The sequence below is a fragment of the Coprococcus sp. HCN-4056 genome, assembly GCF_037892645.1.
In the GTDB taxonomy this organism is placed as follows: domain Bacteria; phylum Bacillota; class Clostridia; order Lachnospirales; family Lachnospiraceae; genus Coprococcus; species Coprococcus ammoniilyticus.
Genome location: NZ_JBBKBL010000005.1, coordinates 156,432 through 182,186 on the forward strand (window position 1 = coordinate 156,432; position 25,755 = coordinate 182,186).

General features: G+C 41.0%; 26 protein-coding genes. 6 read left to right on the forward strand and 20 right to left on the reverse strand.

Features of this window, described 5'->3' with window-relative positions:
- Positions 1-575: 575 nt before the first annotated feature.
- The 8 genes from WKT03_RS09070 to WKT03_RS09105 all read right to left on the reverse strand — a co-directional run bounded on the left by WKT03_RS09070 (position 576) and on the right by WKT03_RS09105 (position 8,031).
- Positions 576-1,514, reverse strand: coding sequence for a transketolase family protein (locus WKT03_RS09070; protein ID WP_117808846.1), 939 nt, complete (start codon positions 1,512-1,514; stop codon positions 576-578).
- Positions 1,502-2,338 (reverse strand): transketolase, encoded by an 837-nt coding sequence (locus WKT03_RS09075; RefSeq protein WP_340391643.1) that lies wholly within the window; start codon positions 2,336-2,338, stop codon positions 1,502-1,504. Before WKT03_RS09075 ends, WKT03_RS09070 begins: the two co-directional genes overlap by 13 nt.
- A 30-nt stretch (positions 2,339-2,368) precedes the next feature.
- Positions 2,369-3,085 (reverse strand): NAD-dependent protein deacylase, encoded by a 717-nt coding sequence (locus WKT03_RS09080; RefSeq protein ID WP_117808855.1) that lies wholly within the window; start codon positions 3,083-3,085, stop codon positions 2,369-2,371.
- Positions 3,086-3,180: 95 nt separating this feature from the next.
- The gene (locus WKT03_RS09085; protein WP_340391644.1) at positions 3,181-4,410 is read right to left on the reverse strand and encodes a CdaR family protein; all 1,230 of its coding nucleotides are present in this window, start codon (positions 4,408-4,410) and stop codon (positions 3,181-3,183) included.
- The gene (cdaA, locus tag WKT03_RS09090) at positions 4,400-5,344 is read right to left on the reverse strand and encodes a diadenylate cyclase CdaA (protein ID WP_021943549.1); all 945 of its coding nucleotides are present in this window, start codon (positions 5,342-5,344) and stop codon (positions 4,400-4,402) included. Before cdaA ends, WKT03_RS09085 begins: the two co-directional genes overlap by 11 nt.
- A 114-nt stretch (positions 5,345-5,458) precedes the next feature.
- On the reverse strand, positions 5,459-6,436 hold the full coding sequence (locus tag WKT03_RS09095; RefSeq protein ID WP_117785272.1) for a hypothetical protein: 978 nt from the start codon (positions 6,434-6,436) through the stop codon (positions 5,459-5,461).
- Between the two features lie 2 nt (positions 6,437-6,438).
- Entirely contained in the window at positions 6,439-6,858 is a 420-nt protein-coding gene (locus WKT03_RS09100; protein WP_173789146.1) for a hypothetical protein, read from the reverse strand.
- A 141-nt stretch (positions 6,859-6,999) separates the two neighbouring features.
- Positions 7,000-8,031: a glycoside hydrolase family 5 protein gene (locus tag WKT03_RS09105; protein WP_243863412.1), complete on the reverse strand. Its 1,032-nt coding sequence runs from the start codon at positions 8,029-8,031 to the stop codon at positions 7,000-7,002.
- Positions 8,032-8,264: 233 nt separating this feature from the next.
- Here WKT03_RS09105 and WKT03_RS09110 point away from each other — a divergent pair, with 233 nt between their 5' ends.
- Positions 8,265-9,008, forward strand: a complete 744-nt coding sequence (locus WKT03_RS09110) for an AraC family transcriptional regulator (RefSeq protein ID WP_021943545.1) — start codon at positions 8,265-8,267, stop codon at positions 9,006-9,008.
- On the opposite strand, the gene WKT03_RS09115 is transcribed toward WKT03_RS09110, so the two are convergent.
- Entirely contained in the window at positions 8,982-9,515 is a 534-nt protein-coding gene (locus tag WKT03_RS09115; protein ID WP_117785268.1) for a hypothetical protein, read from the reverse strand. The two genes, WKT03_RS09110 and WKT03_RS09115, sit on opposite strands and share 27 nt — an antisense overlap.
- Before the next feature lie 399 nt (positions 9,516-9,914).
- Between WKT03_RS09115 and WKT03_RS09120 the strand changes: the two genes are divergently transcribed.
- A complete protein-coding gene (locus WKT03_RS09120; RefSeq protein WP_147353898.1) occupies positions 9,915-11,078 on the forward strand; it encodes a hypothetical protein in 1,164 nt (387 codons plus the stop codon).
- A gap of 383 nt (positions 11,079-11,461) precedes the next feature.
- Here WKT03_RS09120 and WKT03_RS09125 read toward each other — a convergent pair whose 3' ends face one another.
- A complete protein-coding gene (locus WKT03_RS09125) occupies positions 11,462-11,677 on the reverse strand; it encodes an AzlD domain-containing protein (RefSeq protein ID WP_118675618.1) in 216 nt (71 codons plus the stop codon).
- A gap of 249 nt (positions 11,678-11,926) precedes the next feature.
- Here WKT03_RS09125 and WKT03_RS09130 point away from each other — a divergent pair, with 249 nt between their 5' ends.
- Both WKT03_RS09130 and WKT03_RS09135 read left to right on the forward strand, forming a co-directional pair.
- Positions 11,927-12,178 (forward strand): hypothetical protein, encoded by a 252-nt coding sequence (locus WKT03_RS09130; RefSeq protein ID WP_243100736.1) that lies wholly within the window; start codon positions 11,927-11,929, stop codon positions 12,176-12,178.
- Positions 12,179-12,404: 226 nt separating this feature from the next.
- A complete protein-coding gene (locus tag WKT03_RS09135; protein WP_243863413.1) occupies positions 12,405-12,602 on the forward strand; it encodes a hypothetical protein in 198 nt (65 codons plus the stop codon).
- Between the two features lie 219 nt (positions 12,603-12,821).
- Here the strand turns inward: WKT03_RS09135 and WKT03_RS09140 are convergent, their stop codons facing one another.
- The 9 genes from WKT03_RS09140 to WKT03_RS09180 all read right to left on the reverse strand — a co-directional run bounded on the left by WKT03_RS09140 (position 12,822) and on the right by WKT03_RS09180 (position 23,358).
- Positions 12,822-13,133 (reverse strand): branched-chain amino acid transporter permease, encoded by a 312-nt coding sequence (locus tag WKT03_RS09140; protein WP_021943205.1) that lies wholly within the window; start codon positions 13,131-13,133, stop codon positions 12,822-12,824.
- Positions 13,126-13,866, reverse strand: coding sequence for an AzlC family ABC transporter permease (locus WKT03_RS09145; RefSeq protein WP_117822993.1), 741 nt, complete (start codon positions 13,864-13,866; stop codon positions 13,126-13,128). The genes WKT03_RS09140 and WKT03_RS09145 overlap by 8 nt, the downstream gene beginning before the upstream one ends.
- A 27-nt stretch (positions 13,867-13,893) precedes the next feature.
- A complete protein-coding gene (locus tag WKT03_RS09150; protein ID WP_117822995.1) occupies positions 13,894-14,514 on the reverse strand; it encodes a GDSL-type esterase/lipase family protein in 621 nt (206 codons plus the stop codon).
- Positions 14,515-15,161: 647 nt separating this feature from the next.
- The gene (locus WKT03_RS09155; RefSeq protein WP_021944503.1) at positions 15,162-17,087 is read right to left on the reverse strand and encodes an ABC transporter ATP-binding protein; all 1,926 of its coding nucleotides are present in this window, start codon (positions 17,085-17,087) and stop codon (positions 15,162-15,164) included.
- Positions 17,080-18,831, reverse strand: a complete 1,752-nt coding sequence (locus tag WKT03_RS09160; RefSeq protein WP_117822997.1) for an ABC transporter ATP-binding protein — start codon at positions 18,829-18,831, stop codon at positions 17,080-17,082. The genes WKT03_RS09155 and WKT03_RS09160 overlap by 8 nt, the downstream gene beginning before the upstream one ends.
- 17 nt (positions 18,832-18,848) lie before the next feature.
- Positions 18,849-19,313, reverse strand: coding sequence for a MarR family winged helix-turn-helix transcriptional regulator (locus tag WKT03_RS09165; protein WP_008402340.1), 465 nt, complete (start codon positions 19,311-19,313; stop codon positions 18,849-18,851).
- A gap of 453 nt (positions 19,314-19,766) precedes the next feature.
- Complete coding sequence (locus tag WKT03_RS09170; RefSeq protein ID WP_008402338.1) at positions 19,767-20,471, reverse strand: response regulator transcription factor; 705 nt, start codon at positions 20,469-20,471, stop codon at positions 19,767-19,769.
- On the reverse strand, positions 20,464-21,525 hold the full coding sequence (locus tag WKT03_RS09175; protein ID WP_021944505.1) for a sensor histidine kinase: 1,062 nt from the start codon (positions 21,523-21,525) through the stop codon (positions 20,464-20,466). Before WKT03_RS09175 ends, WKT03_RS09170 begins: the two co-directional genes overlap by 8 nt.
- Before the next feature lie 489 nt (positions 21,526-22,014).
- Positions 22,015-23,358, reverse strand: coding sequence for a hypothetical protein (locus tag WKT03_RS09180; RefSeq protein WP_021944506.1), 1,344 nt, complete (start codon positions 23,356-23,358; stop codon positions 22,015-22,017).
- A gap of 153 nt (positions 23,359-23,511) precedes the next feature.
- Between WKT03_RS09180 and WKT03_RS09185 the strand changes: the two genes are divergently transcribed.
- Entirely contained in the window at positions 23,512-24,240 is a 729-nt protein-coding gene (locus WKT03_RS09185; RefSeq protein WP_021944507.1) for a LytR/AlgR family response regulator transcription factor, read from the forward strand.
- A gap of 38 nt (positions 24,241-24,278) precedes the next feature.
- Here the strand turns inward: WKT03_RS09185 and WKT03_RS09190 are convergent, their stop codons facing one another.
- On the reverse strand, positions 24,279-25,010 hold the full coding sequence (locus tag WKT03_RS09190; protein WP_340391649.1) for an ATP-binding protein: 732 nt from the start codon (positions 25,008-25,010) through the stop codon (positions 24,279-24,281).
- Positions 25,011-25,259: 249 nt separating this feature from the next.
- Here WKT03_RS09190 and WKT03_RS09195 point away from each other — a divergent pair, with 249 nt between their 5' ends.
- Entirely contained in the window at positions 25,260-25,700 is a 441-nt protein-coding gene (locus WKT03_RS09195) for a MarR family winged helix-turn-helix transcriptional regulator (protein ID WP_021944509.1), read from the forward strand.
- Positions 25,701-25,755: the final 55 nt, after the last annotated feature.

The following is a 25,755-nucleotide window of genomic DNA, read 5'->3' on the forward strand; positions in this document are numbered from 1 at the left end:
ACACGTTCGTATGTCTTTGAAACAAAATGGGAAATACATCACATATTATTACGCAAGTCGTTTGCACTCTATTCCAACGCAACGGTACTAAGTTCCTCGCCTATGGCGACTCACTAAGGACCGGCGTTGGAACAGGCTTGCTGCATAATAGTAATGCTATTTCCCATTTTTTGCCCTAGACATTGATGCTCGAAAGTTCTTGCTCCATAACGATAATGTACCGTGCATTTTTATGTCATAGTCAGCAACTTCTAAACAGGTTGTTTCACAATAGAAAAAGCAGCGTTACAATATATATACAGGAATCTAAAATAAGACACACATATGCAAAGTATTGCGCATCGAGCTGTCCATTAATGAATAAAATGGATGAGGAATATACTATTATGAAGTAAGCTTTATCCGAGGCCGGTACTTAAGTTGCGTCTTTTGCAACTTTATGTACCGCTGCACGAGGATACGAGCGGAAGCGTCTTACGGAATAATACGTATATTCTCATCCATTTATAATTCATTAATGACAGACTATTGAAAACAAAACTACATATGTGTGTCTTATTTAGATTCCGTCTTTTTTATAATGCTGCTTTGATCTGCTTATAGATGCCCTCTGCGTCGAGTTCATACTTATGAAGCAGGTCTTTTGCCGGGCCGGACTCACCGAAGGTATCGCGAACACCGATCCTTGTTACCTTAACCGGATTCTTCTCTGCCAGACATTCCATAACCGCTGAACCGAGTCCACCGATGATCGAATGCTCCTCTACCGTGAACACTCTGCCGGTTGCCTGTGCTGCCTTTACGACAAGTTCCTCGTCAAGCGGTTTGATCGTGTGGATATTGATCACCTGTGCATCGATACCGTCCTCTGCCAAAAACTTCGCAGCTTCTAAGCTCTCAGATACCGGAAGTCCGGTTGCTATGATCGTGATATCCTTTCCAGGCCGTAATTCTACGCCCTTGCCGATCTCAAACTTGTAGGTTGTCTCATCATTAATGACCGGTACTGCCAGTCTTCCAAATCTCATATAGACAGGTCCTACATATTCATATGCTGCCTTTACGGCTGCTCTTGCTTCTACATCATCACATGGATTGATAACCACCATGCCAGGGATCTCTCTCATCAGTGCAAGATCTTCATTACACTGGTGGGTTGCTCCGTCTTCTCCTACGGAGATACCTGCGTGAGTTGCTCCGATCTTTACATTCAGATGTGGGTATCCGATACTGTTTCTTACCTGCTCAAAAGCTCTGCCTGCCGCAAACATCGCAAAGGAGCTCATAAACGGCACATATCCACAGGTTGACATTCCGGCTGCGATGCCTGCCATATTACATTCTGCGATACCACAGTCTACATGGCGTTCCGGAAATGCTTTCTTGAAGATTCCGGTCTTTGTTGCTGCTGCAAGGTCTGCATCCAGTACGATCAGGTTCTCATGTTCTTTTCCAAGCTCAACCAATGCATTACCATAGCTGTCTCTTGTTGCGATCTTCTTTACTTCTGACATAACACGTCACCTGCCTTTTCCAGTTCTTCCATTGCAATCGCATACTCCTCGTCATTCGGAGCTTTACCATGCCATCCCACATTGTTCTCCATGAAGGATACTCCCTTACCTTTTACGGTATGGGCGATGATCGCTGTCGGCATTCCCTTGGTTGCCTTTGCTTCCTTGAATGCTGCATCGATCTGATCAAAATCATTTCCGTCGATATTAATTACATGGAAATTAAATGCTTCAAACTTCTTATCGATCGGATATGGGGAACATACATCCTCAACGGTTCCGTCGATCTGAAGGTTATTATTATCTACGATCACTACAAGGTTATCCAGCTTTCTGTGACCTGCAAACATAGCAGCCTCCCAGATCTGTCCCTCCTGGATCTCTCCGTCTCCGCACAGGCAGTAGGTTCTGTATTTCTTACCGGACATCTTTGCTGCAAGTGCCATACCGACTGCTGCAGAAAGTCCCTGTCCGAGAGAACCGGATGACATGTCCACACCAGGAATGTGCTTCATATCCGGGTGTCCCTGTAAATAAGAACCGATATGACGCAGGGTCAGAAGATCCTCAACCGGGAAAAATCCTCTCTCAGCAAGGGCTGAATAGTAACCCGGTGCTGTATGTCCTTTGGATAATACAAAACGGTCTCTGTTCTCATCCTTTGGATTCTTCGGATCCACATGTAATTCCTCAAAATAAAGATAAGTAAAAATGTCTGCTGCTGAAAGTGATCCGCCCGGATGTCCTGCTTTTGCAGAATGTACGGAGGAAACAATTCCCTTACGGATGTCAACAGCCTTTTTTTGAAGGTCTAGTTTGTTCATGTCTTTCTCCATTTCGTTTTATTTTCATTTTTATAATTGTCCCAGCACTTTTCCGATCTTGTCAGCGATCAGAAGATCTGCCTGACTGTCCGTCTGTGTCGGCGACATATTAATAACTACCAGGTGTTTTCCTCTGAAATACCGAATCAGTCCGGCGGCAGGATAAACAACCAACGAGGTTCCGCCAATGATCAATGTATCTGCCTCCGAAATATACCGGATCGCATTCTCAATGTCGTCATTGTTCAGACCCTCTTCATATAATACTACATCCGGCTTAATTATTCCACCACAACTGCATTTTGGTACACCATCTGATTGAATAATATAATCCAGATCATAGAATTTGTGACATTTTGTGCAATAATTTCTATGGATCGAACCATGCAGCTCAATCACATTCTTACTTCCTGCCATCTGATGCAGGCCGTCAATATTCTGTGTTACGATCACTGCAAGTTTCCCCTGCGCTTCCAGTTCTGCAAGTTTTTTATGTGCCATATTCGGCTTTGCATCTTGATAGATCATCTTATCCTTATAGAAACGGTAAAACTCTTCCGGGTCACGCATATAGAAGCTGTGACTGATGATCGTTTCAGGTGGATATTTGTATTTCTGATTATACAATCCATCCACACTGCGGAAATCCGGAATCCCGCTCTCTGTAGAAACACCCGCTCCACCAAAGAAAACCATACGTTCCGAACCTGCAACAATTTCTTTTAACTTTGCAATTTTCTCATTCATTTGTTCCATATATCAGTCTCCCTTCTGCATAATACAGAATCAGGCAATAGCGCAACCTTCCTATTGTAGTTCTACTATTGCCTGCCCTTGCTGTGTCACGGCATTGCCGTAACTTCTATATCCACTTTACAGGTACTGTCCACTGTGTATGTATCGCTGTCTTTTATCGACAGCTCAACCGTATTTGCACCAATGGATAATGTTTCCGCATCAATCGTTATCTTCAGATCCTTCGCTGTGAGCTTGGCAACCTCATCAGAAAGCCCTGATATCACAACTGTATTTCCCTCCGGAAACTGAACAGCATAATCATAGTCCGTCAGTTTATTCTCAATCGTAATATCATTGGCTGATATCGTCATTGTTCTGCTGATATTCCGTTCAATCGCTACATGGACGCTGATGCTTGTATTCTCATCTGCCAGAACAACTCCATCAGGCAAATACTTGGATATATCGATCGTACTTTCCAAATCTTCACTGCATCCGGATACATCGATATCATCTACTGTTATCTCCGTGAGATTCTGCAACACATCTGCCGGTCCTCCAACTGTTATCTCATTCGGCACATATTCTGCGTTCACTACTTTATAATTATCTGCTGGAACACCGGTTGTGTCCAGCTTTACTGCTACCGTTTTCGTCTTATAAACCGGTATAGTTACAGACACTCCGGTCACCTTGCTTTCCAGCTTCTTACCGGATATCTCGTCACCATTTGCATCATAGAAGATTGGTGTGCAGGTTGCTGTTACATCTGAAGTCCGTCCGGATACATCCACCTGTACCTCTGCCTTTTCGATCCGTTCAATCACGCTCGCTACTCCCTTTACCGTTATCAGATTCGGCGTAGATACCGGAATACCGGTCGTATATCCTTCTGCCGTTTCACCCTTTGTTGTAACCGTTACCGGCAGGGATGCCGTCTGTTCCTCCTCCAGTTCTACCTGGAGTACATTATCTACGATCGTAATGCTGATATTGTTATTTACAGACGATGAATTCGCTGTCACCGTAATATTTACAGCATTTGTAATTGACAATTTTGACATATCCGCAATCGCTGTAAAATCAGAAGCTCCAAGTGCATTTACAACTGAACGTCTGCCCTTTACAATAATGTCCACCGTTTCACCGGACACAATATCATACAACTGATTCTTATCCGTGATCGCATCTGTATTGATCAGGGTAACCGGTATATCTCTAATCTGCCGTGTGGTTGAATAATCATCCACATTTAAAACTGTGACCCAGACAGCAAATCCAAGGATCAATGATAAGAGTTTCCAGCCCCAGTTACTGAATAATTTATCTTTCATTACTGTCAGCCTCCTTTCTGTTATCAGAAGACTTTCCACTTTTTACATTACCTGAACTGGTCTTTTTCTCAGTATTCTTCTTTTTGCGTTTGCCATCCTTCTGCCGGCGTTCATCCTTTTTCTTTCCATCCTCCTGATTTAACAGTTCCAGATGGTTCCGGACACTTTCTGTATCCAGATTCCGATACAGCTCGCCGCCCTTTGCGATCGAGATCGAACCGGTCTCCTCTGATACGATCAGTGTTACACTATCGGACACCTCACTGATACCTACACCTGCACGATGTCTGGTTCCAAGCTCCTTGTTGATAGAGAGATTCGCTGACAATGGAAGATAACAGGTTGCTGCAACCACTCTGTTATTTCTGAGAATGACCGCACCATCATGAAGCGGTGTATTATGCTCAAATATATTAAGCAGAAGCTGGTTCGTTACAACCGCATCAACAGGAATTCCTGTATCAATATATTCACCCAGTGCGACCTTGTCTTCAATAACGATCAATGCACCTGTCCGGTTCGCTGATAAAACAGTTACTGTCTTGATCAGCTCATAAATCGTTTTGTCACTCAGCTTTCTTTCATCTGCATCTTCATGCATGATATAATCAAAAAATTTCTTTCGTCCAAGTGTTTCCAGTCCCCTCCGGAACTCCGGCTGAAATAAAATGATAACTGCCAGAATACCTATGCTGAACACATTTTTCAATATATACAGAATCGTATTAAACTGGAACAGGGATGCCAGAATCGTAAATAACAGGATCAGAACAATACCCTTTAACAGTGTCCATGCACGATTGCTCTTAAACCACATCAGTATCTTATAGATGACATATGAAAGGATCAGGATCTCAATAATGTCACTGATATCCGGTGTGGTAATGTAAAACCAGTCAAAATATGTTCTCATAAATGCCAGGATCTTATCCATTCGGTATCTCTCCTTTCTAAATATTCCGGATATACAAAGGCTGTATCAGCCTTCCTATATGGTGGGATAAAGATATGACCTGACAAAAACGTCAGGTCATATGCAAGAATTCATTTACCTCGTAACACCACTTACTGAATCTTCATCAGCAGTATTCTGTGATACTGTATTGATCTTTTTTACGTTCTTCTGCTGTTTCGTCATAACAATCTTCGGAACAGCTTTCACATAATAATAATATTCCTCATCTTCAAACTGTGTATTCTCCACTCTTGAATAATCCACAACTGTTTTGAAAAACTGCGCTACAACCGCAATGATCACTGCACAGATCGAACCCAGCAGGATCTCTCCAATCGAGATGCTTGCATTGAGTACAACATTTCCAATCAGGAATAAGATGATCTCAAACAGACCACCAACAATAATTGCCGCATACCATGAATATTCAACCGATAATCTGTATATCACATGCGTAATAATAAGAACAACTGCAAATACAACGATCGTAAGCAGAAGATCTTTATTATCAATCAAATGCTGGAATATATATTTATAACTTTCAAGCATATTTTCTGTATCTGTTGTCTTACTCAGTTCTGCAAGATAATTGGATGCATCTAATGAAAAATAATAGAAGACAGCACCAAAAGCTAACGGAACGATCGCGATCGGTCCTACAAACATACCTGCAAGAATCGGAAGCACATACTGCATTTTAATAATGAAAAATAATGGGGCATACATGACCACCCATGTTGCTTTCGGGAAAAACCGGATATACAGGCAATACATGATAATAAATAAAACAATAAATGATATGCCTGTTTCTTTATTGCCCGAAAAATAATTCATAAATGCAACAACTCCACCAATTGCATAAGTAAGACTTTCCGGAATAAATGCACATACAACAGCAAGAAGAAAAATAACCAGTCCGCTGGATATCGTTTCATTATGTCCGCCTGTAATATGTACAATGGACCAGAACATCAGCAATGCGAGAATGAACCGGATAGCCGGTGCTACGATCCTATCGTATTTACTGCAAAAATTCTTAATTCCATCTCTGAATGTCAAAAGTGATGCCATGTTTACTTCCTCCTCTTCTTCCCTTTGGTTTTGTCCTCTTTCTCATAGAAAGCAATCAGCTTCTTCAGATCCTGATTGTACTTTATGATATGAGGCTTTGCCTTGGTGTATCTATAGGAGTATAGAAACCATGCAAGAACCATAAATACTACGCAAACAACCGCATATACTATAAGAAGTTTATATGCCAGACCGAACAGATCCATATCTACAAGCTCCGTGATCAGTTTACCCATATTGTAATAAATATAGGCCGCTACCACGATCACAAATAATATCGTTGTCGATACCAGAGTCTTCAGACAGTTGTATTTTACATAGTCTGATTTGAAATATCTGCCTTTTTCCAGATCTTCTTTTCCTGTAGATTGTTCGTACATGGCAAGTCTGGTCATCAATCTGACCTTTTCTTCGTTTACCATCTTGTTTTCTCCTACTTCTTTTCTTTCTACAAAAATCAGCTTTTGTTATTATAATCCATACGAAAAGAATAAGCAAGCATGCGCCGGAAAAAGTTTCTTAAATAGAATTAACGCCTTACCCGGGTATATGGATAAACAGCCTTAAAAATATTTCTTGAGTTCAGCAAATACCGGTTTCAGGCGATCAGCGCGAAGGTCGAAGTCCATCTCCTTGTATGACCATGCCGCACGGCCGATACCATATTTTGCAAATACTTCATGGATGGCTTTATACCATAATACAGTGTTTGCCGGGTCTGCGTTTTCGATCACGCCATATTCTCCGCAATAAAGTGCTACGTTTCGCTCCTTTGCAACAGCGATCGCATCGGCAAACAGATCTTCAAAATATGCTGAATCAAGATTTCCCTTATAATCAAGGATCGACAGCGTTCCGGCAAGCTTTGCAGGCAGGTGTGCTTTTGCATATGCACAAAAATCTTCCATGCTGCCTTTGAATTCCATATGATAATCCGCCGGCATATCATCTACCCACTGTGCGCCCTGATGTGTAAAAAGAAGAGGGTCATAGCTGTGGAAATTATATATGATATGTTCATCCATCGGCATCGGAATATCTCTGACTGCCTGCACGCTATTATGCCAGTAACCACCGATCAGAATATCAGTTGTCGGTGCATATGCACGGATACGTTCGACACACTTTGGTGCTATCTCTGCCCATACGGCACCATCTTCTTTATCTACTACCTCATTTAATAATTCAAATGCAACTTTATCTCCATATCCGCCAAAGCGCTTTGCAAATTCTTCCCATAATCTGTAGAAGCGTTCCTGAAGAGCTTCGTTTCCAAAAAATCCACTCTGTTTTTCTCCCGGATCAAAGGAATAACCGGCGGTCTTATGCAGATCAAGGATCATATTAAAACCATATTTATGTCCGAGTTCCAGCGCGCGTTTAATCCGTGCAAAACCTTCTTCCTTATACTGTCCGTCTTCTGTCTCTACCAGATTATAATCCACCGGCAGTCTGAGATGATCCAGTCCCCAGCTTGTAAGCTCTTTAAAATCATCTTCCGTAATAAAATTATTGAATCTGTCCTCGGAATAATCACACTGGGAAAACCAGCCTCCCAGATTAACACCCTTCTGATACCCTTTCCATGTCTTCATATGCATGATCTCCTTTTCATTTAGCAAATAATAAATTTGTAATTGTTATTTTCTGAATTTATGATACTATAAATGCATATGTAGGGAATATAATATATCCGATTTTTATATCGCATAGCTGACCTTCATTGTTCTGATTGTTTTTTTAGAGATGGGCAATCCGTTCATTTGATAAAATAATGCCTATATGCAAATATTTTTATAGCTGTATATTATATGAAAGGAGTATTTCCATGAATAAAGAATTACAGAAACTGTTATTAGCGCAGCAGGAGGAACAGTCTTATCACCTGCCGATGGAGGCAGAGTATTCATTTTACCGGCGGATCGCAAATGGGGATATGGAGCTACTGAAGCTAAATATGAATGCAGATACCATGGAAGGCATGGGAAAGCTGTCTTCATCCCCACTGCAGAACAAAAAATACCATCTGGTCATTCTGACTGCCATGATCACACGTTTCTGTATCGAAGCCGGGTTGGATCCGGAACAGGCCTATACTTTAAGTGATATGCATATCCGAAAAATTGACGCATGTCTGACACCGGAACAACTGAATCCGCGAAAAGGAGCTGTTGTGAAGGATTTTGTACTTGCCATGCACGAGCTTCATAACAGTCCCGGACTGTCTTATCATGTCATGCAGGCCGTCTCCTACATCAACAACCATATCACAGAACCGATCCGGGTATCGGATGTCGCCGATGCAGTGAAGCTCCACCCGGACTATATGACCCGTCTGTTCAAAAAAGATATGAACTGCAGTCTCTCACAATATATCATAAAAGAAAAATGCAGGATGGCTCGCTACATGCTGTTAAACAGCCAGGTGAGCTGTACAGAAATCAGTTCATTTCTGTATTTTGCGTCCTGCAGTCATTTTGTAAATTGTTTTAAAAAAGAATACGGTCTGACACCGAATGCCTACCGCAAACAAATGGGAGGTCTGTCAAATGAGCGAAGCGATGCGTTCTAATACAACAGCAACGCCGTCTTCATTATTTGACAGAGTCTCATTCATGGGAATACCAAGCATCACCGCAAGTGTCTGAAGTCCTGCTGCTTTAGTGGCATCTGACCGGTTAAATTCAAGGTTATCACAGCCACCATCCAATGAAATATCGTTTATATATTTAATTTCCTGTTTTGCATTTTCTACGATCATACGAACCTGATCTGCGGTCATATAATCATCTGCCGGTTCCATTGCCTGTTGTGTTGAAATACTATCATGGTTTTTAAGATAATGCATTACTCGTTGCCCTTTATTCATATTGCGTATTTCATCTGCTTCTGTTGAATCTGATTGTCTGTTTGTCTGCAGGTCCACAGCCTCAGGAATATATACCACTTGTCCAACTTCGAGCTTTAATGTTACCCTGTCATTGCGCTCTGAGAAATCAAATTCCGGTTTCTTTCCCTTTTTTACAACAAGGATTCCTCGTCTGCCATAATAATTTGCATGTGCCAGTACATTTGCCAATGCTTCTTCCTTGCCGCCTTTTTTGTTATTCGCGGTGCATATTGCACCAGGAAAAATGGTTATTTGTATGCCAAAATCAAAGACGGCAAATACTACACATATACTGCCAACAATAAAAAACCATCTTCAAAAGTATTCAAAAACAAGAAAAATACCATCATTCGGCTACATAAGAAAAATTTCTATGTAGGGGCTAACGGTCTTATTAACCTAAACAAAGGCTGGAAATTAAATAATAACGGATTATATACTTACTATGTTGAAAAAAACGGTACTGTTTCTGTAAAAATATCAAATGGTAAATTTAGAGTCTGGAACGGAAATAACACCAGATGGGATAAGAAAGATTTAAAAAATTATAAGGGAAAAATTTATACCTATAATGAAAAATCTTTTTTCGTGAATACGAACGGAAACATTTCAAGAGCAATGGGTTGGCAGGGATCTTATTTCATCGACAATGATGGATGTGTAAAGTATTATGATGACGGAAGCACTTCTTTCCGGATCACAAAAAATGGTGACATCAAGGCGTTGAAAGATGGCTGGAACGATGATGTTTATGTAAAAAATGGAAAGATACAGCGGTCAACAATCGTTAAATCAAGTGGCTGCAATTATTTTGTAGATAAAAATGGTAGCAGACAAGATTTTAAAGTGAAGAATAATCAGATTGTAAGACCGGATAATAGTATGGCGGTTTCATCCGGGATCTATGTTGCAGCCGGAAAAAAATATCCGGTTGATAACAAGGGGAAGATCCAGAAAAACAGCACTGTGGTTATCAAGAATAAGGCTTATGAAACTGTGAGTGACGGATCTTTGTCCAAACAGCCGGCAAATCATGTTCATTTATGGATGGCGGGTTCTGTAACAGAACAGATTGATCATAAAGCCAAGACAAAGGAGGTTCAGATCCCGGTCAATGAGTGGGACGAAGAAGTGCGGTCAAAGGATAAAAAACACGTTTGTTTAAATTGTATATGGAATAAAAATCCTAAACAGGGCGAAAGCTGGGTTGACATTGATGGAGATGGAAAGTGGACAGCGCAGGAAGAAGGACAAATATATTTTAAAGACTTCTGTTATGATACCGCCTCTGATCTAGCGGCTCATAAGGAAAAAACAACACATGGACAGTCAACAACTGCCAATGTCCTCCTTTATACCATCCATCATCCAACCGCAGATGAACCAAAGTATGAAAATACGACTGTTATAACGGAGAAAGCCTGGTCTGAATGGTATCAAATTTATACCTGTAGGGATTGTGGAGAGAAGATGAGAGTAAGCGTTATAGATGGTAAGCCAACAAAGGGAGATTATGACGGATTGATGATACCAAGTAAAAAAGGACGTACACTTAATGCGTATGGAGAAAAGAAAATGACCGTTTCTGCATGTATGGCTTTCCCTGATAGTATATATAATGGGAAACAGATAACGAGCGAACAATCGTTATCAAAATATGGTTTTTGTTATTTGGGAGAAGAAAGAAAATCGTATAATATCCTTCTCCCAGATACTTACCTGCAGTTACTCAAAGACCATAATATTCAATGAGTTACTAGATAAGATATGGTAAAGAAATATGGATCAGAAAATTAGGTTCATTGACATTACTATCTGGATATTTTATAATAAATATGTTAATAAATTCATTTGATCCTATTATAGGATGGGCGGAGAGTATATCTTTCCGCCTTTTTTTACCAAAGTTAAAGCCCGAATCAAATACCGTAATCTTTTGGTTTTCAATATCCCGTAAAGGGGAAAAGTGAGATAGGGAGAAAATTGGAGTAAAAATCATTATTTATAATATTAAATGATTAATAACAATGCATTGTGTCAAGTATAAGTATACTCACCTTACAAACCAACGCATAGGCACATAAATTTATATATTTCTTAACCAGCAACGAATTGACAGTCCAAAATACAAATGTTTATAATAAAGTATGTCCTTTGAATACCACCCTGGTACGCATCCCTCGCGACCGGGGTGTTGTTATTTTATTAACGACGCGGGCTACGGCTGCGATCAGCTTCTTATAGCCGCCGCTTAAAAATTCGGTTGGCACTTCCTTCAGGCAGTATACGGTCAGCACTGCCATGATGGCTGCCGGGAGGATTCGTCCGAGATACCGGATTTTCTCATAGATCTGTTTTCTCTTTTATATTAATTTTAGAATATATATTCTACTGGCACTTTACCGAAAACCATAAGTAAAATTTTGAAATTTTTCAAAAATATTTACCGGAAAAATATTTACAGATTGTCTTTATAAGCATCCACTTACCAAAAGTTACATCAAACCATACAAGTTATTACATCAACGGTTTTTATACCATTATTTCTGGTATGGTGGTTTTGTCAACAAATCAGGTAGCGGAAATTGAGAGGAATTTTTATGTATAACAAGGACAAAACTACCATTTCACAAAACTCAAGCACCAAACATTCCGCATTCAATATTTATCAGCTTTTTCCACAACGAACGGAAGATAAATGCCTTGCAGAATTAAAACAATACCCAAAACTTTATTGGACATATAAGAACTGGCCTGATGACTGGAAAAAACGTTTTATGGAATTTATGAAAGGCAAAAAAAAGTCTGCCACTAACCTATATCTATCTGCATCATGGAAGAACCATTTTTAATACTGGTGTAAATCTGAGTCTTTTACAGGAATACTATGTCGTTAACCTTGACGTATTTAAAAATAGCAAGTATGCTAAAGATATCAACGATCTAAATGCATGGTTGTCTCTGCTAACCGCTGACTCTACAGACAACCTTACCACACTGATATCCAACTATCCATGGATGGAATCTATATGCCAGGATATATCTGAATATCTGTATCGCCCTGAGGAGGTTATTAGTATGTTTTCAAAAGCATTAAAAAAGATGGATGAAAATACTGTTAATTTTATGATCGAACAGATGAAGAAAGCGTTGGAAGAAAAAGATGTTGCTTTGTCTGAAAAGGACGCTGCTTTGTCCGAAAAGGACGTTGCTTTGTCCGAAAAAGATGCCGAAATTGCTGCATTACAGGCAAAACTTGCTGCGTTAGAACACTAATGCACAGTTCATTAACATAATTATTTTTACATAATAATCCCCCGGCTATAATACTTATTCATTGACATATTCTTAGAATAGATAGCCTCATCACAAAATAGAGGGGCTGTCAACAATGTGATCAAATAAAACAAAGTAATTTCGTTACAACGGATACTACAAAAAAGGGCTGCCGCACTAAGTGATTGGTGCGACAGCCCTTTTTTTCGGTGTCATTGCTCATAATAACATATACACAATCGTACTGCCTATGATGCTGACAAATGTATTCTTTTTCCACACATGAAGGGCGACACAAACTGCGGCTGCGATCAACTTCTTATAGCCACCGCTTAAGAATTCGGTCGGTACTTCCTTCAGGCAGTATACGATCAGCACAGCCATGATGGCTGCCGGAAGGATTCGTCCGAGATACCGGATTTTTTCGGGGATTTGTTTTCTCTTTCCAAGAATGGTAAATGGGAGCGCCCGCATAAACAAAGTCGCCGCTGCAGACACAAGGATACAGATCAATACATATCGATCATTCATGGGCTTCCACCTTTCTTTCACAGATCAGCAACAGACCTGATACCAGAATCAAAGTTGGAAGAAGGAAATAATCTTTTCCTATTAACAGAAGCAACAGCACACCTCCGATAAACCCGGCAAGTGCCGGCAAATGCACTTTCACACTTCTCCATTGATCGATCGCGATCGTAATAAATAACGCTGTCATACAAAAATCGATCCCCTCTAATTTCACCGGAAGGATCTGACCGAGTATGCCGCCAAGCACAGCGCCCACCATCCAGGATATACGACTGAATAATGCCACATAAAACATAATATCAAATCTGCGCTTCCGGTCATTTTCCTTCTCTGCGTTACGATCTCTTATCACCTCAGAAGACAGCATGGAACAATTGACGGCATATGTCTCATCCGTCATTGTGTGAACCATATATGGATAACGCTTACCCATTTTCTTGAAATCTTCAACAAATGTCAGTCCGTAAAAGAACTGTCTGCTGTTCATGAACAATGCAGTCAGTGCGATCGTGAGGATCGATGCACCGCTACTTAAGAATGTTACCAGCACAAACTGAAATGCGCCGGTATATACCGTCAGGCTGGTAAACAACGACCAGAACCAGGAAAGTCCTGCTTCCTGCATCGTAAGTCCGTATGCCATACTGACAAAGAGATAACTTCCTGTGATCGGCAGAGCCTTCACAAATGCCTGTTTTAATACTTCTTTTCTGTCTACAGTCTCCCCAATCATAATTTTTCTCTGTACTCCTAACTCACATTACAATATCTCTGAAATCTTTTCCAGTACCGCTTCTGCCAGCGCCTTGTGTCCTTCTTCATCCATGTGCTCCTGATCCCGTTCCGATGGTACGGCATAATCAGAAGCCGCCAGATAATAAAGTTCCTCTTCTTCTGCGATCTGCCGGTAAATCTCCGGCAGCTCTTTGGACACTTGTACAGAATTTTTTCCAAATTCCGGATCAAATCCATCCCAGACCTTCTCGCCCAGTGCGATCGGTGACATCAGAAGGATCTTCGCTGATGGCGCACCATCCCGGATCTGTCGCACAAGTTTACGGATACCTAAGCCGATACTGCCTGCCGTTGCACCATAAAATGTCTTACAATCATTTGTTCCAAGCATTAAAATGATCAGATCTTCCGGCTTATGGGTTTCTAATATGATTGGAAGGAGTTCACTGCCACGTCTGCCCGGACGAAGCGGATCGTCAAATACTGTGGTTCTGCCACACAGACCTTCCTCCTGTACAATATATCCCTTTTCCATCAGTCCGGTTCCTACGATTCCCGTCCATCTGGTATCCCAGTCATAGCGTTCCGCCGTTCCCGGCACATAACCATATGTGTTTGAATCACCAAAGCATAATACCTGTCGCATGGCATTTCCTCCTTCTTATATTTTACTAATGCCGTAACGTAATATCATCATGTTTGAACACTTTCGGCATTACCAATCAGAGGACGCTTCCGCTCGTTTCGTCCTGCAACGGTACTAAGCTGCCGCTTACAGCGCCACCTAAGGACCGGCGGACTCAAATGCCTCTGTCTTGGTAATCCGAAGTGTTCAAACTTAATACAATTTTTGTTTCTGCGCATCATTATCTTACTATTCCTATTCGGAATGTATGAATTATATAACAAATTCCAACTAAAATACAATACATAAATATTAGAATTCGTTATAACTTTCTCTTATAGCAAACCTAGTCATGCTATAATCAATACGCTATCCACCATTTACCGCCTGCCTAAAAATAGCAAAAAACTCTACTGCTTCCTAGGGCTGGGTATTATGCTTATTATAAAATAATATTGCGAGATTTCGTTGTTGCCGGATCAGAGTAAGCTACACTAACCTCAAACTACGCTAACGCTCGTCTTCACTAAGTGCTCCGCTCAACCGAACGCGAGTTAGCACAGGAGTATTTACGAATCAGGCATATGCAGTGAACAGAAATCGCAGCACGTTATTTTATAATAAGAGCAACCACCAGAGACAGGTAACAGTAGAGTTTTTACTATTTATCACTCCAATTCAAATGCTCCGGTATAAAGCTGGTAATAGGTTCCTTTCTTTGCGATCAGATCCTCATGTGTACCACGTTCAATGACTGCGCCATGATCCAGTACCATGATAACATCCGAATTCTTAACTGTAGACAAACGATGTGCAATGACAAATACGGTTCTGCCTTCCATCAGCCGGTCCATTCCCTGCTGAACCATCGCCTCCGTTCTTGTATCGATCGAGGAGGTTGCTTCATCCAATATCATAACCGGCGGATTGGATACGGCTGCTCTTGCGATCGAGATCAACTGCCGCTGTCCCTGTGACAATCCGCTTCCATCTCCGGCAAGCACCGTGTCATAACCATTTGGCAGCATCATAATGAAATTATGCGCATTCGCAAGCTTGGCGGCTGCAATACATTCCTCATCCGTGGCATTTGGATTTCCATATTTCAGGTTCTCCATAACCGTTCCGGTAAACAGATTGACCTCCTGTAATACAATACCGAGAGATGCCCGCAGATCCTTCTTGCGGATCTTATTAATATTGATTCCGTCATACCGGATCTTACCATCGTCTATATCATAGAAACGATTGATCAGATTGGTGATCGTCGTTTTTCCTGCTCCGGTCGCACCTACAAATGCGATCTTCTGACCCGGTTTCGCATAGAGCGTCACATCACGCAGGATCTGTTTGTCCGGATTGTAGCTGAAATCCACATGATCCAGAACGATATCGCCCTCTAATCTCTGGTAAGTAAGACTGCCATCCTCATGTGGATGCTTCCATGCCCAGATTCCGGTTCGTTCTTTCACTTCCACCAGCTCACCATTTTTCTCTTTGACATTTGCAAGTGTTACATAACCATTATCCACTTCCGGTTCTTCATCGATCAGCTTAAAGATACGTTCCGCGCCTGCAAGTGCCGTTACGATCGCATTAAACTGATTCGAAAGCTGTGAGATCGGATTGGTAAAGTTCTTCGACAACGTAAGGAAGGATGCGATCATACCAAGAGTGGCTGTATTCGTTCCGACCAGCGTCAGATTCGTTGCACCGGAGATCGCAAGCCATGCTCCAACAACCGCTACAACTACATACTGCACATAACCAAATGCATTCATCATCGGCATCATTCCGCTTGCATAACCATTTGCACTGGCTGCTGCCTGCTGCCATTCCTGATTCTTTTTCTGGAAATCTTCTCTGGCTTTCTCTTCGTGGCAGAATACCTTAACAACCTTCTGGCCATTGACCATTTCCTCGATATAACCATCTAATGCACCAAGTGTCTGCTGCTGTTTTATAAAATAAAATCCACTCTTGCCACCGATGACCTTCACCAGCTTCATGATAAAGAACAGCATCACGACAACGATCAGTGTCAGATAAATGCTCTGATATAACATACAGCAGAATACCGCAACAACCGTACATATCGATGAGATCATCTGTGAAAGGGACTGTGCGATCATCTGGCGGAGCGTATCAGTATCGTTGGTATAGCAGCTCATGATATCTCCGTGTGTATGCGTATCAAAATAACGGATTGGCAGGCTCTGCATCTTCTCGAACATCTCATCTCGTATGGTTTTCAGAGTTCCCTGTGCGATCCCTACCATCAGGTAGTTATAAAACCATGTAGAAAATACACCGATCAGGTAAATAACGCCGACCATACAAAGTGCCTTGATCAGCCCGGTATAGACCGGATGATCCATTGCAAGGATCGGGGTGATATAATCATCGATCAGTATCTCGATAAACATTGCCGACGCTACACTTGCAAGTGCACTTAAGATAATACAGATAAATACAACAACCAGCGTCTTCTTATATGCTCCGATATAGGACAGCAGCCGTTTGGCTGTATTTTTATTGACCCTGCTGCCCTGCTCTCTGTCGGGTGCGTCCATCTGTTTCTTCTGTTTACTCATCCTGACCGCCTCCCTTCTGCTGTGATTCATATACTTCTCTGTAGATCGGACTCTTTACGATCAATTCTTCATGCGTACCTACATCCATGATCTTACCATCATCCAATACCACGATCTTATCTGCGTGCTGAACAGAGGAAATTCTCTGCGCAATGATGATCTTGGTCGTGTCCGGCAGGTATTCGGCAAATGCTTTCTGGATCATCGCATCGGTCTTTGTATCAACCGCACTGGTCGAATCATCGAGGATCAATATCTTCGGTTTCTTAAGAAGTGCCCGCGCAATACAAAGACGCTGCTTCTGTCCACCGGAGACATTTGTTCCACCCTGTTCAATGTAGGTATCATATCCATCCGGCATCGCCTCAACGAATTCATCCGCGCAGGCAAGACGGCAGGCTTCTTTTACTTCTTCATCCGTCGCCTGTTCATTTCCCCAGCGGAGGTTCTCTTTTATTGTCCCTGAAAACAGTTCATTCTTCTGAAGAACCATTGCAACTGCATCACGAAGCACCTGCAGGTCATATTTGCGGACATCCACGCCACCGACCATAAGTGTTCCGCCTGTCACATCATACAGACGAGGGATCAACTGGACAAAGGAAGACTTCGATGAACCGGTTCCACCGATAATACCAACGGTCTCACCGGATCGGATCTTAAGATCTGCTCCGTCAATAACTTTCTTATCTGCCCGTTTGCTGTAAGAGAAATCCACATGATCATACACGATCGAACCATCTGCAACAGTCTGAACCGGGTTCTCCGGATTCTGTATCGTAGTTGTCTCCTCAAGCACCTCAACGATACGTTCCGTTGAAGATCTGGATATCATGATCATGACAAATACCATTGATAACATCATAAGTGCCATCAATATCTGCATCGCATATGTGATAAGTGCAGTCAACTTACCGGTCGTAAGTCCAAGTGCTTCATTATTTCCGCTTGCCACAATGGCTTTTGCACCGATCCATGAAATTGCGATCATACATCCATACATGAAGAACTGCATCAAAGGAGAGTTAAATGCCAGGATTCTTTCTGCCTTTACAAAATCCTTATAGATATCACCTGATGCATGTTTGAATTTGCCGATCTCGGCTTCCTGCGAATTAAAGGATTTGACAACCCGCATTCCCTTTACATTTTCCTGAACGATATTATTTAAACCGTCATATTTGTGGAATACCCGTTCGAAGATCGGGTGCACCTTGGTTGCTATAAATATCAGACCGAATCCCATAAACGGAATAACGATCAGGAATATCCATGCCAGCTTTGCATTGATCGTAAAGGAAACGATCACGGAAAAGATCAGCATGATCGGTCCTCTGACTGCAATACGAATGATCATCTGATATGCGTTCTGAATATTCGTTACGTCTGTGGTCAGTCTTGTTACGATAGATGAAGTGGAAAACTTATCTATGTTAGAAAATGAAAATGTCTGGACATTATCATAGATATCCTGTCGCAGATTTGCGGAAAATCCTGCTGACGCTTTCGCACCGAGAACTGCTGCAAGCACACCTGTTAAAAGCTGTAAGGCTGCAAGCACAATCAGCCATGTTCCATCCTTTACGACAATACTCATCTTTCCACCTTCGATACCAAAATCCAACAGATCAGACATACAAAGTGGAATTAAAATCTCAAATACTACTTCAATTACTGCACAGAATATCGTAAGCAGTGTCGGCTTCTTATATTCCCGCAAACTTTTTAATAATTTTCTGATCATACGTCCTCCTTCTTTCTTTATCTGATATTTTCATATAATTTTTCAAGCAGCTTTTTCGCCTGCGCCACCTCATTCTCTGAAAAAGAATGAAGCAGTCTCTGTTCCGCAGCTCTCCTGCCTTCATACATTTTATTGAGCAGTTTTTCAGCTTCACAGGTGCTGCATACCATCTTATTTCGTTTGTTATTCTCATCCAGATGACAGTTCAGATAACCTTTCTTTTCCAGACGGTTCACGATGCCGACAACTGTCGGATGCGCTACATCCAGAAATACCTCGATCTCCTTCTGTGTCACCATTCCACCATTCCAGTACACATATTCAATCACTCTTGCCTGTGAACTGGTCAGATCCACGTCACATAAATATGCGTCAAATCCGGCCTTCAGCTTATCATTGATCCGCTTAATATAATAACCGATGTCCTTCTCCGGACCACACGGCAGCTTTCGATCTGCATCCATATCCTTTTCCTGTTCCATTACGGTTCCTTTCTTTTATTTACAGCTATGTATAATTCCCGGAAAATGCTCTTACATTTAATGTTATATAGCTTGCATATCTTATACATACTATACATCTTTTTTCATGTGTAGCACGCTACATTTTAGTTCAAAAAAAAGAATGTGTCAACACCACTTCCTGTATTTTATATTAAAAAACATAAAATCTTTCTCTTATAGTCAATTATCTAATTATACAAAAAACTCTACAGCACTCGGTCACGGGGATGGTGCTTGTTATAAAATAACATTGCGAGATTTCGTTGTGAACTGCACATTGCCAGTAAATACGAGTGCTTGTCTGAGCCAAAGGCGAGTTAGCACAGGAGTATTTACGAATAGGGCAATGTCCAGAGAACAGAAATCGCAGCACGTTATTTATAACAAGCGCCATCCCCGTGACCGAATGCTGTAGAGTTTCAGAATTCTTTTCTATGAATCACACATCCGGTATCCGACCCCTAATTCATTCGTTATGTAATTCTCCTTACCGGGAACTGCACCGAACTTCTTTCGGATATTCGCCATATTTACCTGCAGCTTCTTCCGGCTTCCCGAATCATTATATCCCCAGATCTCGTTGATGATAAAACTGTAGGTCAGCATCTTACCTGCATGCTCGGATAACAACGCTACAATATTATATTCTGTCTGTGTCAGCTTCACTTCATTTCCGGCGATCGTAACCAGTCTTGCATCATAATTGATAACCAGCTCTCCAACCTCGAATCTTCCACCCGGCCGCAATCCATCCTCTGCCCGATGCGTAGCGATACGGAGTGCTGAACGTACTCTTGCTACCAGTTCATTTGAACTGAATGGCTTGGTTACATAGTCATTTGCGCCCTCATTGAGTGCCTCTACTTTATCCCTCTCATCAGAACGTGCCGATAAAACAATGATCGGTGTAAATGATGATTGCCGCACTTCCCTTAAAAATGTCATTCCATCCCGATCCGGCAATCCCAGATCCAGAATGACCAGATCAGGACGATGGGATGCAAACATCATCTGTCCCCCACGACAGGAATATGCGGAAACAGCCTGATATCCATTTGCTTCCATCAGCGCACTGATCAGATTATTAATATGTTCTTCGTCTTCAATTATCAATATCTTATATCTGTTATTAATCATTCTCAGTTTCCTCCATATCCAGTGTAAATCGCACAACAGCACCGCCATCCTGCAGATTCTCCGCAGAGATCTCACCACCATGTGCTTTTACGATCGTGGTACATACCGCCAACCCGATCCCTGCATTTTTCTTACTGCTGTCAAGTCCTGATTCACCATAAACCAGTTTCCCTGCAAATATATCCTTTACCTTATCAACCGGAATACCACATCCGTTGTCCCGGATCTCAAATACTGCAAAATGCCCACTCGTATATACACGAAGCCCAAGCTTATTCATCCCCTCTGCATGCTGAACTGCATTTTCTAACAGATTCAGGATCAACTGCTCGACTAAGATCGCATCCATCGGAATCATGATCAGTTCATCCGGAATGTCAATCTCAACATTCTGACCTTCATACCGTTTATTGAACTTAACCAGAACAGAATCTAACAGCTCATCCAACGCAATCGGGATCTTAATGATCTTAACATTTTTTCCATCCAGTCTGGTAATCGATAACATATTCTCAACCATTCGCGACAGCCATTGTGCATCCTGTTTGATTCCACGAAGCATGCTTTTTTTCTGCTCCTCCGTAAATTCATTCTTATCATCTAACATTGCAGAGCTTGCACCATAAATCGTTGTAAGCGGTGTCCGAAAATCATGGGATACGGATCGGAGCAGATTGGCCCGCATCTTCTCCTGTTCACTCTCTGCCTTTAACTGTTCCTGACTCTTCAACTTATTTGTAAATCCGCAGGTAATAACTGCAATAGCTATCATGATAACGGCAGAGATCATATTTTCCGGGATCGTAAAATTAATCTTAAAATACGGAAATGTAAATGCATAATTTACCGCCAGAATGCTGATGACAGATGCGACCGCACCATATAAGAAACCATCTGTGATAACGGATACCAGAAATACATCCAACAGAAAAATAGAGGGTATCAAAGTCTGATTTCCCCACTCCTTCTGCATAAACAGGGACAACAAAAATCCACATACCAATATCGCTGCTGTAATTAAAAAATTCTTTGTAAAATTCAGGAATCTGTTCATCATTTTCTCCGCTGTATCTTTTTGTAATCTGTTATAACAATCGTATCCATTTCAACCAATTCTGACAATCATTATTATATATTCATATTCTAAACTGTAACAACATATATTGTAGCACGTTTTATGGTTAAGACATGGTAAAAGGCTAAAAAAAGAAGACCTGATACCTGCGTTTCTCGGTACAACTATCAGATCTTCCTTCATCCGTTCCAATGTATGCTTTTCATATTTTGCAACCATAATCTACTGCACTCATTCTGAGTTTCCACAATCTTGCAGCAAGGAGAGCTGATTGGGCTGAAAAATATATGTCCTCTCTGACATAAATGCATATATTATGAACTTTCCCACTCAATAATATATCGGTTTTCAATATATCTATGAAGTTATTATATCAAAACATTTATCAGATACAATAAACCTGTCGTAATCTGCAATGTTTCCGTCGTAATCGACATATTTCTACAAATTCCGGATACGGTTCTCTGCTTATGCAGTCAGATACAGATGAGATTCTTTCCTGTTATTCCACTGGAATCCCTCATGCCGCTCCATAATAAACTGGATGATCTGCTTATTATTCCGTATCTCCTTTCTGTTGTCTGAATTCATCTCAATGCCCTTCATACGAAGTCCGATACCCTTAAGCACAACCTGAATATTTCCATCTGAGGATTCCGATGGTGCGATCTGAATCCGGAGTGTCCGGGACAATGACTCTGATACGGAATCCTGCTTATTCTCTCCCTGATCTTCATTCAACAAAATAACATTATGTACCATCCGCTCGATCAGATATCCCATGTCCAGTTCTACATTTGTATCAATCTGAATTTCTTCTGCTGCAACTTCCGGATGAATACCTGCACCCTCACAGGCAGATGTAACATTATTTAATACCAGATTCAGGATTGAAAGATTTGTGTATTTTATATACTCCTTCTGTTTTCCCGGTTTCAGATCTTCCTGTAACTGTCTGATCTGCTCCTGTTCCTTCCGGACATCTCCTGCCAGATCAAGTATATGCACATAATTATACAGATCATGCTTGATATCCCGCAGCCTGTTGTAATCCGCCAGAAGCTTCTCATAATCCTCTTTCTGCTGCTTCATCTTTGCTTCCAGAAAACGTATCATTTTTCTTTGATAGCTATTATATACGATCGTATACAGATGATAAGTAGCTATAAAAGCAGATGCCCAGATTCCCAGTGCTATAAACTGTGACATCAGATTAACCTCTTTTACCATAGTCACAAAATACACAACCAACATCATATATCCGGTTCCAACAGCCAGAATCCACACCATGCTTCTGACAAATGATTGTCTCCGGAACTTCCTGTATGGCATATATTTCCGCATAAACCAGACTTCAATGATCGTTCCTATGCCCTCACGCAAGGCTTCTACTCCAAGCCAGACAAGCAATGCTTTTGCACTGTATAATACCGGTGTATCATTATATGCATATCCAAACAGTTCCTCGATCACTGCTGACATCGTCACCGTAACAAGATCAAATGTCATAATACCCACCATAAATGATACCAAATTTATAACCATGCACTCTTTACGGTATAATACAACGCCTACAAGCATCATCACAAATCCAAAAATATAAATGATGGCACGAAGCCATGCAGGTGCATCTAGCTGTATACTTGTATTTATTAAAACGCGGAGGAAAAACATATTTAAAATATTCAAGCCCAGATAGATCCGGTCTCTTCTTCCACGATCCATTCCCATATAAGCACCCAGATAAATATTAAATTGTAATGCCGTGATCAGGGCTGCTCCGAGCACCTGCAGGAATGTCCATATGTTCATTTCTATCTTCTCTCTTTCTTTATACCGTCATCAATATGCGTATATATATTTTGACATTTTTCTTGTTTTATGGCAACCTTTTTATTATAATATTACCAGTTAAGCAAAATGTTTTCTACATTGAAATTACCAATTACAGGGGGGATACCATATATGAAACTCAAACTTCTAATATGTGATGATTCAGATCTACAATTAAAAGAAACAACCAGTTTTGCACATTCCTGTTTGGATGCTTCTGAATCCTTCACTTTCAGAATCGACTCCTACGAGCCAGAGAAATTAAAAAAATTGCTTGAGACCGATACGATTAATTATGATATTGCAATCTTAGATATCGAAATGGGGGACTTCAACGGTATCGATTTTGCTTCCGAGCTTAATCAATGCTGCCCACAGTGTGCAGTTATCTTCCTCACCAGCCATACCGACTATATATCTGAATCTTACGAAGTCCGTCACATATATTATGTTACAAAGGATTCCATACAACAATATCTGCCTAAGGCACTGGATAAAGCGATTCAGCTTGTAATTGAACGAAAAGCACGCTTTCTGGACGTTATCTCCAACCGAAAACGGTACACCCTTTCATGCGGAACGATCACTCATATTGAACGGCTCAGCCGCGAGATTATTATTTATACTGACGATGGGGAAGCCTATAAAGTGTACGAATCCCTTCAGGCTGTAAGCGAACGACTGCCGTCCTATTTCTCGCAATGCCATAGTTCTTTCATGGTCAATCTTGGATATGTAAAAAATTTATCCTCACAGGAAACCGAGCTGACCGGCAGCATCAAACTGCCTGTTGGCAGACGCTATGCCAAACCATTCAAAGCCGACTACCTCAAATATATCTCCGAACATGCTATGTTGTAAATTACAAACACACAAACCATGGCTGTTCTGTATGCCTTTTACAACATGATCGCTACTTCAAAGGCATCACCCTTGTCCGTGAACTCGACCGTTCCATCGTACCTGGCAACAATCTGCCTGATAATACGAACACCTCTGCCGTGGTTTTCTGCATCCGGCTTCGTTGTATGGAACTGATTCTCCATAACGGCAATCTCCGTTCTTTTGGAATTTTTAACAGTGATAAAGAAGTTACTCCCACGATTCAATATCGATACATGTATGAATCTTTTATTTTCCCCATTTGCATCCTGCACCGGCACACACTCGGCTGCTTCGATCGCATTGTCTAACAGATTGGCAAACAGACGAATCTTATCGACATCCTCCATACGAATCTCCGGTAACCCGGTTGGAATATTATAAGTAAATGCAATCTGCTTCTTCCTTGCAAGATCCCGCTTATCTGAGATTGCACAGTCAAGGATTGTGTCATTTGTCACAATCATCTGCCTGATCTCCTCAATCTCCTTCTTCTTTTTTTCTATGTACTCTTCGGTGTCTTTCTGCTCCCGGATCATTTCATTGATCTCGTTTGAAATCTCATATATCTTTTTGCTGGTGTCTTCTATACTCTTCATATGCGTATATGAAGATTGGATACTTTCTACAAACTGTTGTCTTTTTTTCTTCAGATTTCTTGCTGAAATGATATTGTAGATCAGTGATCCTATAAGCACAATAACTACTGCTACTATGATCATCCAGTTTTTCTCGTTCATCTGTGGCATATTTATCCTCTGGTCAAACATATTTTTTCATATATTCTATTATCTGAATTCTCCAAAAAACACTATAAATTTTAGTATATCTATTATTTCTTTCCTGTCAATAATATTTTTATCTCTAGTTTTCTGTTTCAGATAACACCCAGACTGTGTTTTTCTCTTTCTATAAAAATTGTATAAACAGCTTGACTCTTTTTATTTTAAAGCTATAATAGTTCTAAAAAGAACTTAATTAAGAAATGAGGAATATATATGATCCTACAATCACCATCCAATATTTTTGATATGACAAAAAGCCTGATGAAGCTTCAGGAAAAATATCTTGAGAGCATCCGGATAGACTATAAGCTTTCACGGATTGAAGTTATCATCATTACTTTTTTACACAATAATCCGGTACATGATACTGCCAGAGATATCGTAGAGTTTCGTATGCTACAGCGTGGAAATGTATCCACAGCCATTGATTCTCTCGCCGACAAAGGCTATCTGACCAGACATCCGGATACAAATGATAAACGGATCATTCATCTGAAGCTCTCCGATAGATCAATTCCTGTTGTACATGCAATCGAGAAAAAGCAGGACGAACTGATCTCCTGCATCTTTGAAGGTTTTTCAGATGACGAAAAGAAGAATTTTGCATCCTATAACAAGCGTTTGTATGACAATGTGTTATCGCATTTAAAATAATATGATCACAACACTGCTGCCTGAATACCGGGCAGTTCGGACAATACTATATTCA

Excerpts from the sequence above, each read along its gene's own strand:
- WKT03_RS09075 (WP_340391643.1), bottom strand. The coding sequence starts at position 2,338 with ATGAACAAACTAGACCTTCAAAAAAAGGCTGTTGACATCCGTAAGGGA.
- WKT03_RS09155 (WP_021944503.1), bottom strand. The coding sequence starts at position 17,087 with ATGAGTAAACAGAAGAAACAGATGGACGCACCCGACAGAGAGCAGGGC.
- WKT03_RS09145 (WP_117822993.1), bottom strand. The coding sequence starts at position 13,866 with ATGATTGGGGAGACTGTAGACAGAAAAGAAGTATTAAAACAGGCATTT.
- WKT03_RS09130 (WP_243100736.1), top strand. The coding sequence starts at position 11,927 with ATGTATAACAAGGACAAAACTACCATTTCACAAAACTCAAGCACCAAA.
- WKT03_RS09140 (WP_021943205.1), bottom strand. The coding sequence starts at position 13,133 with ATGAATGATCGATATGTATTGATCTGTATCCTTGTGTCTGCAGCGGCG.
- WKT03_RS09190 (WP_340391649.1), bottom strand. The coding sequence starts at position 25,010 with ATGCCACAGATGAACGAGAAAAACTGGATGATCATAGTAGCAGTAGTT.
- WKT03_RS09110 (WP_021943545.1), top strand. The coding sequence starts at position 8,265 with ATGAATAAAGAATTACAGAAACTGTTATTAGCGCAGCAGGAGGAACAG.
- WKT03_RS09165 (WP_008402340.1), bottom strand. The coding sequence starts at position 19,313 with ATGGAACAGGAAAAGGATATGGATGCAGATCGAAAGCTGCCGTGTGGT.
- WKT03_RS09175 (WP_021944505.1), bottom strand. The coding sequence starts at position 21,525 with ATGAACAGATTCCTGAATTTTACAAAGAATTTTTTAATTACAGCAGCG.
- WKT03_RS09180 (WP_021944506.1), bottom strand. The coding sequence starts at position 23,358 with ATGAACATATGGACATTCCTGCAGGTGCTCGGAGCAGCCCTGATCACG.
- WKT03_RS09150 (WP_117822995.1), bottom strand. The coding sequence starts at position 14,514 with ATGCGACAGGTATTATGCTTTGGTGATTCAAACACATATGGTTATGTG.
- WKT03_RS09080 (WP_117808855.1), bottom strand. The coding sequence starts at position 3,085 with ATGAATGAGAAAATTGCAAAGTTAAAAGAAATTGTTGCAGGTTCGGAA.
- cdaA (WP_021943549.1), bottom strand. The coding sequence starts at position 5,344 with ATGGATAAGATCCTGGCATTTATGAGAACATATTTTGACTGGTTTTAC.
- WKT03_RS09170 (WP_008402338.1), bottom strand. The coding sequence starts at position 20,471 with ATGATTAATAACAGATATAAGATATTGATAATTGAAGACGAAGAACAT.
- WKT03_RS09070 (WP_117808846.1), bottom strand. The coding sequence starts at position 1,514 with ATGTCAGAAGTAAAGAAGATCGCAACAAGAGACAGCTATGGTAATGCA.
- WKT03_RS09100 (WP_173789146.1), bottom strand. The coding sequence starts at position 6,858 with ATGGTAAACGAAGAAAAGGTCAGATTGATGACCAGACTTGCCATGTAC.
- WKT03_RS09085 (WP_340391644.1), bottom strand. The coding sequence starts at position 4,410 with ATGAAAGATAAATTATTCAGTAACTGGGGCTGGAAACTCTTATCATTG.
- WKT03_RS09195 (WP_021944509.1), top strand. The coding sequence starts at position 25,260 with ATGATCCTACAATCACCATCCAATATTTTTGATATGACAAAAAGCCTG.
- WKT03_RS09160 (WP_117822997.1), bottom strand. The coding sequence starts at position 18,831 with ATGATCAGAAAATTATTAAAAAGTTTGCGGGAATATAAGAAGCCGACA.
- WKT03_RS09105 (WP_243863412.1), bottom strand. The coding sequence starts at position 8,031 with ATGAAGACATGGAAAGGGTATCAGAAGGGTGTTAATCTGGGAGGCTGG.
- WKT03_RS09095 (WP_117785272.1), bottom strand. The coding sequence starts at position 6,436 with ATGGCATCACTTTTGACATTCAGAGATGGAATTAAGAATTTTTGCAGT.
- WKT03_RS09135 (WP_243863413.1), top strand. The coding sequence starts at position 12,405 with ATGTTTTCAAAAGCATTAAAAAAGATGGATGAAAATACTGTTAATTTT.
- WKT03_RS09185 (WP_021944507.1), top strand. The coding sequence starts at position 23,512 with ATGAAACTCAAACTTCTAATATGTGATGATTCAGATCTACAATTAAAA.